General features: G+C 56.3%; 9 protein-coding genes and 1 tRNA gene. 5 read left to right on the forward strand and 5 right to left on the reverse strand.

What is annotated here, in order from left to right; all coding sequences use genetic code 11:
• Nucleotides 1-31: 31 nt before the first annotated feature.
• Nucleotides 32-1,348, reverse strand: coding sequence for a shikimate transporter (gene shiA / locus IM303_RS05240; protein WP_047367875.1), 1,317 nt, complete (start codon nt 1,346-1,348; stop codon nt 32-34).
• A 255-nt stretch (nt 1,349-1,603) separates the two neighbouring features.
• On the opposite strand from shiA, the gene pagP reads away from it, so the two are divergent.
• Complete coding sequence (gene pagP / locus IM303_RS05245) at nt 1,604-2,179, forward strand: lipid IV(A) palmitoyltransferase PagP (protein ID WP_192987327.1); 576 nt, start codon at nt 1,604-1,606, stop codon at nt 2,177-2,179.
• Here pagP and IM303_RS05250 read toward each other — a convergent pair.
• The 3 genes from IM303_RS05250 to IM303_RS05260 are packed head-to-tail and all read right to left on the reverse strand — an operon-like array spanning nt 2,176 to nt 7,285.
• Nucleotides 2,176-3,141, reverse strand: a complete 966-nt coding sequence (locus IM303_RS05250) for an acyltransferase (RefSeq protein ID WP_045629806.1) — start codon at nt 3,139-3,141, stop codon at nt 2,176-2,178. The two genes, pagP and IM303_RS05250, sit on opposite strands and share 4 nt — an antisense overlap.
• Nucleotides 3,138-6,200, reverse strand: coding sequence for an efflux RND transporter permease subunit (locus IM303_RS05255; protein WP_192987325.1), 3,063 nt, complete (start codon nt 6,198-6,200; stop codon nt 3,138-3,140). The genes IM303_RS05250 and IM303_RS05255 overlap by 4 nt, the downstream gene beginning before the upstream one ends.
• Nucleotides 6,200-7,285, reverse strand: a complete 1,086-nt coding sequence (locus tag IM303_RS05260; RefSeq protein WP_028013746.1) for an efflux RND transporter periplasmic adaptor subunit — start codon at nt 7,283-7,285, stop codon at nt 6,200-6,202. The genes IM303_RS05255 and IM303_RS05260 overlap by 1 nt, the downstream gene beginning before the upstream one ends.
• A 397-nt stretch (nt 7,286-7,682) precedes the next feature.
• Here IM303_RS05260 and IM303_RS05265 point away from each other — a divergent pair, with 397 nt between their 5' ends.
• The 3 genes from IM303_RS05265 (at nt 7,683) to ldtA (ending at nt 11,813) form a co-directional block, all read left to right on the forward strand.
• Nucleotides 7,683-8,114 carry a universal stress protein gene (locus tag IM303_RS05265; RefSeq protein ID WP_028013745.1) on the forward strand — a complete coding sequence of 144 codons (432 nt, stop codon included), beginning with the start codon at nt 7,683-7,685 and terminating at the stop codon, nt 8,112-8,114.
• A gap of 47 nt (nt 8,115-8,161) precedes the next feature.
• Nucleotides 8,162-10,855, forward strand: a complete 2,694-nt coding sequence (locus IM303_RS05270) for a cation-transporting P-type ATPase (RefSeq protein ID WP_193359679.1) — start codon at nt 8,162-8,164, stop codon at nt 10,853-10,855.
• A 61-nt stretch (nt 10,856-10,916) separates the two neighbouring features.
• Nucleotides 10,917-11,813 (forward strand): L,D-transpeptidase, encoded by an 897-nt coding sequence (ldtA, locus tag IM303_RS05275; RefSeq protein WP_045260382.1) that lies wholly within the window; start codon nt 10,917-10,919, stop codon nt 11,811-11,813.
• Nucleotides 11,814-11,958: 145 nt separating this feature from the next.
• Here ldtA and IM303_RS05280 read toward each other — a convergent pair.
• Nucleotides 11,959-12,034, reverse strand: a tRNA-Asn gene (locus IM303_RS05280).
• Between the two features lie 320 nt (nt 12,035-12,354).
• On the opposite strand from IM303_RS05280, the gene nac reads away from it, so the two are divergent.
• A complete protein-coding gene (gene nac / locus IM303_RS05285; RefSeq protein ID WP_028013742.1) occupies nt 12,355-13,272 on the forward strand; it encodes a nitrogen assimilation transcriptional regulator NAC in 918 nt (305 codons plus the stop codon).
• Nucleotides 13,273-13,344 lie beyond the last annotated feature (72 nt).

Raw genomic sequence — 13,344 nt, forward strand, 5'->3', positions numbered from 1 at the left:
TATGTCACACGCCTGTGAAACAAAAGGGAGATCAGCGGTGGCTCGTCTCTTTCATCAGAAGCGCCGTCGCTGCCGACAGCAGGCAGCCGGCCAGCAGATAAATCGCCACGCTGTGCCAGTTACCGCCGGAGAAGGTCACCAGCGCGGCGGCAATAAACGGCGTAAACCCGCCGCCGACCACGCTTGCCACCTGGTAGCCCACGCCCGCGCCGCTGTAGCGGTAGCTGGCGCCGAACAGTTCGGTAAACATCGGCTGCTGCACGCAGACCACCATATCGTGGGCGATGTTGGCGAGCATAATGGCGAAGAAGACAATCCAGAACACAGACTGCGCCTCCAGCGCCATAAAGAACGGCCAGGCGCTGAGGGTCCCAATCAGCGCGCCGGTGATATAGACGCGGCGGCGACCAAACCGGTCCGCCAGCCAGGCGAAGCAGGGGATGGTCAGACAGCTTATCCCGCCAACCACCAGGCCGATATTCAGGAACAGTTCGCGCGGCAGGCCGAGATTCTGCGTCGAGTAGTTCAGCGCAAAGGCGGTGACGATATACATCGTCAGCAGCTCGCACAGGCGCAGGGCGATGATTTTCAGAAAAGCGCCAGGGTGCCGAATCAGGGCTTCCATCACCGGCAGCCGCTTTTTGACGGACGGCTCCTCACGCTGCTGCTGTTCGAACTCTGCCGACTCATCCATCCCGTTGCGGATCCACAGTGCGGCAATCACCAGCACGATACTGAAGATAAACGGGATGCGCCAGCCCCAGCTCAGAAACTGCTCGTCGGTGGTGAGCTGGCTGATTAACGACACCAGCCCGGTGGAAAGCAACAGCCCGACGCCGTACCCGACCTGCACGCCGCTGCTGTAAAACGCTTTCTTGTTTTTTGGCGCGCTCTCAACGGATAACAGCGCCGCGCCGCCCCATTCGCCGCCCACGGCGAAGCCCTGAATGGCGCGCAGCGTCACCAGCAGCACCGGCGCCCACCAGCCAATAGCGGAAAACGAAGGAAGAATGCCAATCAGCGCGGTGGCAATCCCCATCATCCAGACGGTAAGCATCAGCATCCGCTTGCGGCCAAGCCGGTCGCCGAAGTGGCCGAAAATCACCCCGCCCAGCGGGCGAAACAGAAAGCCAACGCCGAAGGTGGCAAACGCGGCGAGGGTGCCCATCGCGGGGCTAACCTGAGGGAAAAACTCGCGGTTAAACACCAGCGCGGCGGTGATGCCGTAGAGCAGAAAATCATACCAGTCGACGACGGCACCTGCGAAGCTGCCGAGTGCAGCGCGGCGGGCGCGATTGAGCGAAGGTGTCTCCTCGTTGGGACGATCGGAGATGAGGGTGGAGTCCATAGTTATCCTGTCCGTACTGTTTTTTATTATTGGTATAAGAAAATGTCACTCACATAGCTGCCGTCATATAAACGGAACCTCTGAGACTACCGCGACAAAACGCCTGAGAAAACGTTTTTATCTTTCCGATAGGCGCTGAATAAATAAATTTCATCTTCCCCTGCCTCGAGATAAATCCGTCTGTTTGGCTCCGGTTCGTGCTGAATGGATTACAGTAATAGATACCGCTGCGTGACTAAAGCTGAGGGAAAAACGATGCAACGTAACTTTTCGGCATTCTGGATGGTCCTGTTTTTATTCGCCGCACCGCTTCATGCCGAGCCGAAAGTCTATGGCGAACAGCGTATTAGCGGCTGGTGGAATGCGCTGACGGATAATATCTCCCAGACCTGGGAAGAGCCGCAACGTTACGATTTGTACCTGCCGTTTCTGAGCTGGCACGCCCGCTTTATGTACGACAAAGAAAAAACCGACGAGTACAACGAAATGCCGTGGGGCGGCGGCCTGGGCGTGTCCCGCTATAACGAAGAGGGCAACTGGAGCGCGCTTTTCGCAATGATGTTCAAGGACTCGCACAACGAATGGCAGCCCGCGATGGGCTATGGCTGGGAGAAGGGCTGGTATCTGGATAATGCCAAAGATTTCCGCCTTGGGCTCGGTGCCGCCGCGGGCATCACGGCGCGAGATGATTTTGCAAACTATGTGCCTCTGCCGTTCATCTTCCCGCTGTTTTCAGCTGGCTATAAGCGCGTTACCGTCCAGTTCACCTATATTCCCGGAACGTATAACAACGGCAACGTGCTCTTTGCCTGGCTGCGCTTAGGCTTTTAAAGGGTGATCACCTTTTTTGCCACGGCGTTAGACAAGACCAGCATGGAGAATAGAACAGAGGTGACGAACGTAAGCACAATCAGCGCCAGCTTCATGCCGAGAGAGGTCACCGGTATCAGCGCCGTCAGCAGATGAAACACCGAGTAGTGCACAATATATACGCCGGTCATCGTTTTGCTGATGGCGGCCAGAATGGACTCCTTTAATTCAGCATTGCGGCGAAAGCGAACGCCGTTCGCCGCAATCACCAGGGCAATAATCAGGATGTAGATCTGCGAGCCGGTGAGAATAAAGGCGTTTCTGTCGGCCTTAAACAGGGCAAAAAAGAAGTGGCGCTCGTAAAACCAGGTGAAGAGATAGATAAACGGGATGGCGACAACCGCCGCCCGAACCACGTTTTTGCGGCTTATCCACTCGGCGACTTTTGGGTCGCAGAAGAGCTGCCCGGTCAGATAAAACAGCAGCCATGTCCACAGCCGATACTGCGGCGAAAGCGAAAGGACGTGCGTTTCAGGATAAAGCGCCGATAACAGATCGTATCCGTAGGAAAAGCACAGCAGAGCAGCAATCGCGCCGCAGAACAGCGATCTCCGCTGGCTAAGCCACTCCACCGCCGGGTGGAAGGTGTAAATCACGACAAAGGCGAACACGAACCAGGGCTGAATTAAATACCCGCGCTGATAAGGCTCCCACAGGTAGTAGATCGTTATCCAGAACAGAAAAACAATCACCAGACTTTTTATTTTACCCAGCTGCCAGCGTGTGCCGTGCCGGGATTGCCCGTCGAGATAGCCCGACACCACAAAGAACAGCGGCGTGGCGATGGTCGAGATAAAGGTTAAAAAGCCCAGGATCCAGTGATAGTCATAGTCATAATGATCCCAGGTATTGTAGATGGTGAAGAAGGTGACCGCCGTCATACAGCCCAGCGTCTTGATAATGTTCAGCCCTGTCGCATTCATTGTTGTTTGGCTTCGTCCTTACGATGGAAACACGCATAGATCACGGGGAGTACCAGTAGCGTCAGGATTGTAGCAAACCCCAGTCCAAACATAATCACAACGGCCATGCTCTGGAAGAAAACATCCAGCAGCAGCGGTGCCAGGCCAAGTACGGTCGTGAACGCGGTGAGCAGGATAGGGCGCAGGCGCGAGGTGGCGGCATAAACGATCGCGCTGTGCTGATCCTTGTGCGTTTTCTGCTGTTCAATCTCTTCCACCAGCACGATGCCGTTGCGGATGAGCATTCCGCTCAGGCTCAGCAGACCAATCAGCGCCATAAAGCCAAAGGGAATGCCGGTAATTAAAAATCCTGGCGTGACGCCAATCAACGCCAGCGGTACGGTCAGCCAGATCGCGACGGCATTTTTTACCGAGCTGAACATCAGCACTGTAATAACAAACATCACCAGATACCCGAGAGGTAGCGTAGTGAACAGTCCTTGCTGCGCTTCGCTGGAGTTTTCCGCGTCGCCCCCCCACTCGATGCTGTAGCCGTGTGGCAGGGGAAGGGCATCCACCTGCGGCTTCACGCGGGCGAGAATATCACCGGAGGTTTGCTGGCTCAGCGGGTCCGGATCCGTCTGAACCGTTAGTACCCGCGAGCGGTCGCGTCGAAGGATGAGCGGATCTTCCCACTCCAGCGTGAAGCTGCTAACGACGTTACTCAGCGGGATATACTGCTGTCGCGCATGGCTCCACACCAGCACGTTGTTCAGGTGGCTGGCGTCCAGCCTTTCGCTTTCCGGAGGCCTCACCACCACGGGCAGCAGGTCACTGCCTTCCCGATAAAGCCCCGCCCGGCTGCCGGAGAAATTCATCTCCAGCGCGTTGTCGACGTCCTGCTTATCCACGCCAAGCTCGCGTCCCAGCGCGGCGACGTACTGCGGACGGATCACTTTGCTGCGGTTTTGCCAGTCGTTTCGGACGCTCCCCGTGGCCGGGTCGCGCGCCAGGATATCGTCCACCTGGCTGGCAATCAGACGCAGCCTGTCAGGATCCGGGCCTTTAATGCGCACTTCAATGGCGCTGTCGCCGGAGGGCCCAAACATCACCCGTTTCGTGCTGGCGTTGACCTGCGGGTAGTTACGCGCGATGTACTCATCCACGTAGCGCGTCAGCGCGGAGATGCTGCGCTGGTCATCCATTCGCACCATGATCTGCGCGTAGTTGCTGTATTGCCGCTGTCCGCTGTAGGTCAGAATAAAGCGCATGCTCCCCTGACCGATGGTCGAGACGGTGGTTTCCACGCCGGGCCGTCCCTTGATGGTTTTCTCAATGTCGCCGGTCATTTTCTCGGTCCATTTGATATCGGTCCCGTAGGGTAACCAGAGGTCGACAAAGAAAATCGGCGTATTGGACGACGGGAAAAAGTTTTGCCGCACCGCGCCAAACCCCCAGACAGACGCGGCCAGCAGGGCGGCCATCACTACCAGCGTCGGCGCTTTATGGTGCAGCAGTGCGTTCAGCAGGTGCTGGTAAAGGCGGTAGAGACGTTTGTCGTAAGGATCTGACTCGTCAGTAGTGTCCGGCGCGCTGTCGTTTTTAAACAACCACCACTTAATCAGCACCGGGGTGAGGGTGAGCGCCGAGAACCAGCTCAGCATCAAGGAAATCAGCAGCACCTGGAACAGAGATTTACAGTATTCCCCGGTGGAATCCTGCGATAGCCCGATAGGGGCAAACGCAAGGATGGCGATCACCGTCGCCCCCAGCAGCGGCAGGGCGGAGCGGCGAATGATGTTGTTAACGGCGGTTAACAGCGGGGAGCCCTGCTGCCGGGCAATCAACACCCCTTCGACAATCACGATGGCGTTATCCACCAGCATGCTGAGGGCGATAATCAGCGCCCCGAGCGAGATGCGCTGTAGCTCAATGCCACACAGATACATAATCAGCAGCGTGCCCAGCACGTTAAGGGCGAGAGAAACCGCGATGATGATCCCGCTGCGTACGCCCATAAAGATCAGCAGCACGCCGATGACAATCGCCAGCGCCATCAGGAAGTTAATAATAAAACCGTTAACAGAGTGGCCCACTTCGGCTGCCTGATCGTAAAACAGATCTATCTGTATGCCTGCCGGTTTTTCCGCCGACATCTGGTTTAGCTTCGCCTCCAGCGCGTGGCCCACGTCGATCACGTTCACGCCGGGAATAAACGAGACGCCCATGGTGACGGCTTTTTTGCCGTTGGCATGGTAGATACTGGCGGGCGATTCGTTCAGCCCGCGCGACAGCGTGGCGATATCCCGCAGGCGCGTCGCCGCCCCGGTGCCGGAAGGCGTGATGATGAGATCCGCCAGTTCATCGAGATTCTCGAACTCACCGGTGGGGTGCAGACGAATGGATTCGCTGCCCGAGGTGATTTCTCCGGCGCTGGAAACGACGTTGAGCCTGCTGAGCAGGGCGGAAAGCTGGTTCAGCGTAATGCCGCGCGCGGCCATTTTGGTCAGGGAAATATCGATGTTGACCTGTTGGCTAATGGCCCCGCCGATGGCGACCTTCGCGACGCCGGGAACGAGAATCAACGCGCGGCGCAGCTGCTCTGCATATCTCACCAGTTCAGGATTACTGAATTCATCCCCGGAAATGGCGAAGAAGAAGCCGAACACGTCGCCGAAATCGTCATTCACAAAGGGCGTGACGACGCCGGGCGGGAACTGACGCGAGGCATCGCCCACTCGGCGGCGCAGCTCATCCCAAATCTGCGGCAGTTCGTTCGAGTGATAGCGTGAAGCGATGTTAACGGTGATTTGCGACAGCCCGTTTGATGAGATGGAGCTCACGTTGTCCAGATAAGGCAGCTGCTGAAGGGCATTCTCCAGCGGCAGCGTCACCTCTTCTTCAACCTGCTGAGCGGATGCGCCGGGGTAGTGGGTAACCACCACAGCGGTTTTGATGGTAAAGGCGGGATCTTCCAGCCTGCCGATATTCAACAGGGCGAAAACCCCCCCAATGCCCAGCAGCAGAATCGTTAGCCAGACGCGAACCGGGTTATTAATAAATTGACGAGTGATATCCATTACAGTCCCCGCTCACGCGTCCAGATACGCACCGGCTGGTTAGCATGGAGCTCTCCCACGCCTGCGGCCACCACGCGCTCGCCCGCCTTAAGCCCGCTGGTGATCGTCACGCCTTCGGTTATCACTTGCCCCACGCTGACCTTGCGGTCTTCAAGATGGAGCGTGTCGCCTTCTCCCGCCACAACCCAGACGTGCGGCTCATTGCGTGGGCTGTTGTCCGGGTTAAAGACGGCCTCAACCGGTACAACCAGCGCCTGAGCGTCCGCGCCAGCCGGGAGGTTGGTTAAATTGATGGTCACCGTACCGCTTACGCCACCGACGGCGGGAAAATCATCTGGTCGCGGCATGGTCAGTATCACCTGCCAGGTCAGGGTATTACTGTCGCTGCTGCCCGAGTGCTCTTTGTAGACGGCGGTAAATTCCCGATCCGGAATGGCGTTAATTCTCACGACCGGACGATACTGCGCGTTGCGGATATCAAAGGTCTTAAACAGGTTTTCAGGGATGCTGAACACCACGTCAAGCAGATCGGTGCGGGTTAACGTCGCGATGGGCTGACCGGCAGACACCACCTGATGGTTTCGGACATGTACGCTGGCCGCCGTCCCGCTGAAGGGGGCGACGAGCGTCATCTGATTCAACTCTTCTCGGGCAATCTGCAGCGCCGCATTCGCCGAATCGCGGTTCGCACGCTGCACGTCCATTTCGGCTTTCGAAATCGCCTGGCGGCCCGCCAGCGTCTGGAAGCGATCGAACTGCCTCTGGGCCAGCGTCGCCGCCGTCTGCCTGTCGTTAACCCGCTGCTGGGCTTCACGGGCGTTCAATCTTGCAAGCTGTTGGCCCTGCTTGATGGCTGCGCCCTGACGCACATCGAGCGCTTCAATTTGACCAGCGCGCTTGAAGGAAAGGTCTGTGGCATCGCCCGATTCAATGCGGGCGGGAAAAACGCGCTGCTGGGCATGACCGGGAACCGTCACCTCCGCCACTTTAACCATTCTGGGCAGGGGGGAGGCTTGTTCAGGTTTAGGATCGCACGCCGTGAGCGTTAACAAAACGAACGGTAAAAGAGAGAGGTAGCGGTTCACTGTATTCCCCTAATAAATAACTGTTTTATTTATTCCATAACCTGGACAGGGGTGACACTATTCTGCCAGAACAGTGACGACCATATAGGTAAATAAACCAATCGCCGTGCTGGCGATAATGGCAAGCGCAATAAACATACCCAGTCGGATCAGGCTTATGCCATACATACATTCCTCCATGAGCCGGAAGCGGTAACTCACTATGAGCATAGTCGGCGAAAAGATAAATGTTAAATAACCATTAGCAGTGGGGACGCGCTAAACCTGAAATTCCTGTGCTACGTTTAATATTATTCATCTCTTTTACCGTAACTGGCATTAAGGGCAACCCCCTGCATTTAATGCGTTTTTTTTTGCTTCATTCACTCTCATGTTGGTTATAAAAAGGATGCTCGATATGTATAAAAACATTCTCGTTCCGGTGGATGTCTACGAGACAAGCCTGGCGGATAAAGCGTTGCAGCATGCACAGTTTCTGGCGCAAAGCGCATTGGGTGACATTCATTTGCTGCACGTCATGCCAAAATTTTCAGCCGAGCTGACGCGCGGTTTTATTTCAGATGCGCGAAAGATGGATGAATATATGATTAATAATTCAAAAGAAAAACTGTCTGACCTGGTCAAAAAATTGAATTTGCCAGAAGAGCGCGTTCACCTCCATGTTCGCAGCGGAAATGTTCGTGATGAGGTTATTAAGCTGGCGGATGAACTTGCTGCTGGCGCGATTATCGTCGGCTCCCGCAATCCAAATATTCAAACCCATTTGTTAGGATCGGAGGCGGCAAGTATTGTTCGTTACGCCCATGTTCCTGTTTTCGTTATTCGTTAATTTCATGAAAGCAAGGTGATTTCTGAATAGAACCTGAGGAAGTAACAATGAAAACAGGAAAACCTGAACGTCTGTATTATCAACAAACCGTTGATGAAACCCTGTCGAATATCCACTCCACTCTGGAAGGACTTAGTGGTACTGAGGCATCAGCCCGACTTCAGCAGCATGGTGAGAATGCGTTACCGCAAAAAAAGGGCAAACCCGCCTGGCTGCGCTTCCTGGCGCATTTTAACGATGTACTGATTTACGTTCTGCTGGTGGCCGCGTTGCTTAAGCTCTTTATGGGCCACTGGGTAGACATGTTTGTGATCCTTGGGGTTGCCATCATTAACGCGCTGATCGGCCATATCCAGGAGAGCAATGCTGAGAAATCGTTGCAGAGTATTCGCAATATGCTCTCCAGCGAAGCCGTGGTGGTACGACAGGGGAATCATGAAACGATCCCCACTACGGCGCTGGTCCCGGGCGATATCGTGGTGATCCGCGCCGGGGATCGTATCCCTGCGGACCTGCGCGTGATTGAGGCGCATAACCTTCGCGTGGAGGAGGCCATCCTGACTGGCGAATCCACCGTTGTTGAGAAAAACAGCGATGCGTTAAGCGGGGAACTGCCCTTAGGCGATCGCTATAATCTGCTCTACTCAGGCACCACCGTCAGCTCCGGCGGCGGTAAAGGCGTGGTGGTGGCCACCGGGGGGGAGACCGAGCTTGGCCACATCAACCAGATGATGTCCGACATTGAAAAGCACCGCACGCCGCTGATGGTGCAGATGGACAAGCTCGGTAAGACCATTTTCATCACTATCCTGGTGATGATGGTAGCGCTGTTCGTCTTTAGCCTCCTGTTCCGGGATATGCCGGTTTCTGAACTGGTGCTGTCGCTTATCAGCCTCGCCGTTGCCGCCGTGCCGGAAGGCCTGCCGGCCATCATTTCCATCATCCTTTCGCTTGGCGTACAGGCCATGGCGCGTCGTAAGGCCATTATTCGCAAGTTGCCCACGGTGGAAACCCTGGGCGCAATGACGGTCATCTGCTCGGATAAAACCGGCACCCTGACGATGAATGAAATGACGGTCAAAGCGGTGATTACCGCTGACACGACCTATCGCGTGGAGGGCGACAGCTACGAACCGGTGGGGAATATTCACCCCGTAGATGACGCGACCCCCGTCAGCGTGACGCAGGGTTCCCTGCTGGAACGCTACCTGCGCACCATTGACCTCTGTAATGACAGCCAGCTGATCAAAGACGAGCAGGGGCTGTGGAAAATCACCGGAGGACCAACCGAGGGCGCCCTGAAGGTGCTGGCGGCGAAAATCCCGCTCCCACCGCTTGATACGGAAATGCGCAGTAAAATCCCGTTTGATTCGCAGTATAAATACATGTCCACGCTCTACCGACTGGGTGAAGAAGAGGCGATTTTAATCACCGGCGCGCCGGACGTCCTGTTCCGCCTCTGCCAGTACCAGCAGACGAATGACGGACTGCAGCCGTTCGATCAACCTTACTGGGAAGGGAAGATTGAAGAGTATGCCCGGGAAGGGCTGCGCATGGTGGCGGCGGCCTGGAAACCTGCCCGCGAGGGACAGCGCGATCTGGATCACCCGGACCTCCATGATGGCGTGATCCTGCTGGGTATTGCAGGAATGATGGATCCGCCGCGTCCGGAGGCCATTACCGCGATTGCCGACTGTCTGCAGGCCGGGATTCGCGTGAAAATGATCACCGGCGACCACCCGCAAACGGCCATGAGCATCGGGCAAATGCTGGGGATTGGTAACGCCGCAAGCGCAATCACCGGACGTGAGCTGGAGGCGATGGACGACCGTCAGCTGAGCGACGCCGCGCAGCAGTACGATATTTTCGCCCGAACCAGCCCGGAGGATAAGTTCCGCCTCGTGCAGGCCCTGCAAAGTAAACAGGAAGTGGTGGGCATGACCGGGGATGGCGTAAACGATGCCCCGGCGCTCAAGCGGGCGGATGTGGGTATCGCCATGGGAATTAAGGGGACTGAGGTCACCAAGGAAGCCGCCGACATGGTGTTAACGGATGACAACTTTGCCACCATTGCCAGTGCGGTCCACGAGGGACGGCGGGTTTACGATAACCTGAAAAAAACAATTCTGTTCGTTATCCCGAGCAACATCGCGCAGGCCCTGCTGATCATCATCGCGCTGCTGGCGGGGAACCTGATTCCGCTGACGCCGGTCTTGATCCTGTGGATGAACATGGCGACGTCGGCAACCCTGTCGTTTGGCCTGGCGTTTGAAGCGGGTGAGAAGGACATCATGAACCGGCCACCGCGCAAGGCGAATCTGCATGTGATGGACGGCTACGCTATCTGGCGCGTGGTGTTTGTCGGTCTGATGATTGCCATTAGCGCCTTTGTGCTGGAAGCCTGGCTACAGCCGCGCGGCTACTCGGCGGAATTCATCCGCACCGTGCTGCTGCAAACCCTGGTGACCGCGCAGTGGTTCTACATGCTCAACTGTCGCGTTAATGACGGCTTCTCGTTGAGCAAAGGTCTGCTGGCGAATAAAGGGATTTGGATCGTGAGCGGCGTACTGCTTGCGCTACAGCTTCTTATCATTTACGCCCCGTTCATGCAGATGCTGTTTGGCACCGAAGCGCTGCCGTTCCGCTACTGGGTCATTACCTTCCTGATTGGTTTTGTGATGTTCCTTATTGTCGAGGCGGAAAAAGTGCTGACGCGCAGATGGCGTAAAATCGAAGCGTAATAGCGTAAACTGAGAAAGCCTGCCTGAGTCCAGGCTTTCTCTTTTGTGAGCACAGGAAATTATGATGCGACTTACCTGGTTCGTCCTTACGCTGTGTGCCGCTGTTCCCAGTGCGTTTGCCGTAACCTATACCCTGCCGCCGGAAGGCAGTCGGCTGGTGGGAACCCCGATTACCATCACCGTTCCCGAGCGCAATACGTTACCGCTTGAGGCCTTTGCTGCACAGCACGGGCTGGGGCTCAGCAATATGCTGGAAGCGAACCCGGGCGTGGATCCTTTTTTGCCCAAATCCGGCACCCGGCTGGTCATTCCTCAGCAGCTGATTTTGCCCGACACCGTGCGCGAGGGGATTGTCGTTAACGTGGCGGAAATGCGTCTTTACTATTATCCGCCGGGCAGCAATACCGTTGAAGTATTGCCCATCGGCATTGGTCAGGCCGGTCGCGAAACCCCGCGTAACTGGGTCACGGCGGTTGAGCGCAAGCAGGAGGGCCCCACTTGGTCACCTACGCCGAACACGCGTCGTGCCTATGCGGCAGAGGGGAAAACGCTGCCCGCCTTCGTGCCCGCCGGGCCGGATAACCCGATGGGGCTGTATGCGATATATATCGGCAGGCTATATGCCATACACGGCACAAACTCCAATTTCGGCATTGGGCTGCGGGTGAGCCAGGGCTGTATTCGTCTGCGTAACAACGACATTAAATATCTTTTCGATAATGTCCCCGTGGGCACCCGCGTGCAGCTTATCGATCGGCCCGTTAAGGTGACCACGGAGCCGGACGGCAGCCGCTGGGTGGAGGTTCACGAACCGCTGTCGCGTAATCGGGCGGAATTTGAATCGAGCCGGAAAGTGCCTCTGCCCATCTCCGCCGCACAGCAGACACAGTTGATAAACGAGGGGGCGGGCGCTGAACTGGAACGGCGGTCGGGGATGCCGGTTAAAATCGGCATGTAAGGGCATAGTGCGGGCTGGTGCCCTCACCCCAACCCTCTCCCACGGGAGAGGGGGAACACACTAAAAACGGCAACCCAGTTGCCGTTTTGCATTTACCTTGCGCAGAAAAGCAAAAAGCCTGCTTTAAAAGCAGGCTTTTCAAATTTGGCTCCTCTGACTGGACTCGAACCAGTGACATACGGATTAACAGTCCGCCGTTCTACCGACTGAACTACAGAGGAATCGTGTGAACGGGGCGCATATTATCGACCTGCGTTCGCCTTGTCAAAGGGTGGATCAACGCCTTTTGATCGTTTGCTGACAAAATCGGCAAAATGATGTTTTTGACAGCGGAATGCACCGTAATGGTGCGGATATACCTCTAATGGGGCAGATCGTAAACTGCTGTTTCAGTAATAAATCCCCCCTCCATGATTAGGTTTCCTTATTTTCAGGCGCTTAGCGCCCGATTCAGACCGTACGGTAAAAGTGGCATTCATATTGCAAAACCTGTTCAACAACGACAGCCGGTTCCGGCAATGCATTTCGAACAGGGGGCAAAATGAACTTAAGACGACTGAAATACTTCGTAAAAATCGTCGATATCGGCAGCCTGACTCAAGCGGCAGAAGTGCTGCACATCGCGCAGCCTGCGCTGAGCCAGCAGGTGGCTACTCTGGAAGGCGAGATGGATCAGCAGTTACTGATCCGCACCAAACGCGGCGTCACGCCAACGGAAGCAGGCAAGATCCTGTATACCCATGCCCGCACTATCCTGCGTCAGTGTGAACAGGCGCAGCTGGCGGTGAACAACGTGGGCCAGACCCTGAGCGGGCACGTTTCTATCGGGCTGGCGCCGGGAACGGCGGCGTCCTCTATTACGATGCCGCTTCTGCAGGCCGTCCGCGCTGAGCTTCCGGAAGTGCTTGTCTATCTGCATGAAAACAGTGGCTCTGTACTGAATGACAAGCTGCTCAACGGCCAGCTGGACATGGCGGTCCTTTACGATCGCTCCCCGGTTGCCGGGATCACCAGCCAGCCGCTGCTGAAAGAAGATCTCTACCTCGTGGGTACCCGCGACTGTCCGGGCCAGAGCGTCGATCTTACCGCCGTGGCAGAGATGAACCTCTATCTGCCGCGCGACTACAGCGCCGTGCGCGTGCGTGTGGACGAAGCGTTCTCCCTGCGCCGCCTGACGGCCAAAATCATCGGCGAAATCGACTCAATCTCCACGCTTACCGCGGCCATTGCCAGCGGAATGGGTGTCACCGTACTGCCGGAATCCGCCGCGCGCTCGCTGTGCGGTGCGGCAAACGGCTGGATGGCGCGGATCACCACGCCTTCGATGAGCCTGCCGCTGTCGCTGAACATGTCCGCTCGCGGCTCGCTTTCGCCGCAGGCGCAGGCGGTAAAAGAGATTTTGATGTCGCTGGTCAGCAAGCCATCGCTTGAGAACCGTGAACTCCAGCTCGTGAGCTGATATTCCAGAAAAGCATAAGATGCTGGTTTTTATTATTTGTTCTGCAGCTCGGCTGACTCTAACAATAGAGCT

It is taken from the genome of Enterobacter cloacae complex sp. P38RS, assembly GCF_014930775.1.
In the GTDB taxonomy this organism is placed as follows: Bacteria; Pseudomonadota; Gammaproteobacteria; order Enterobacterales; family Enterobacteriaceae; genus Enterobacter; species Enterobacter bugandensis.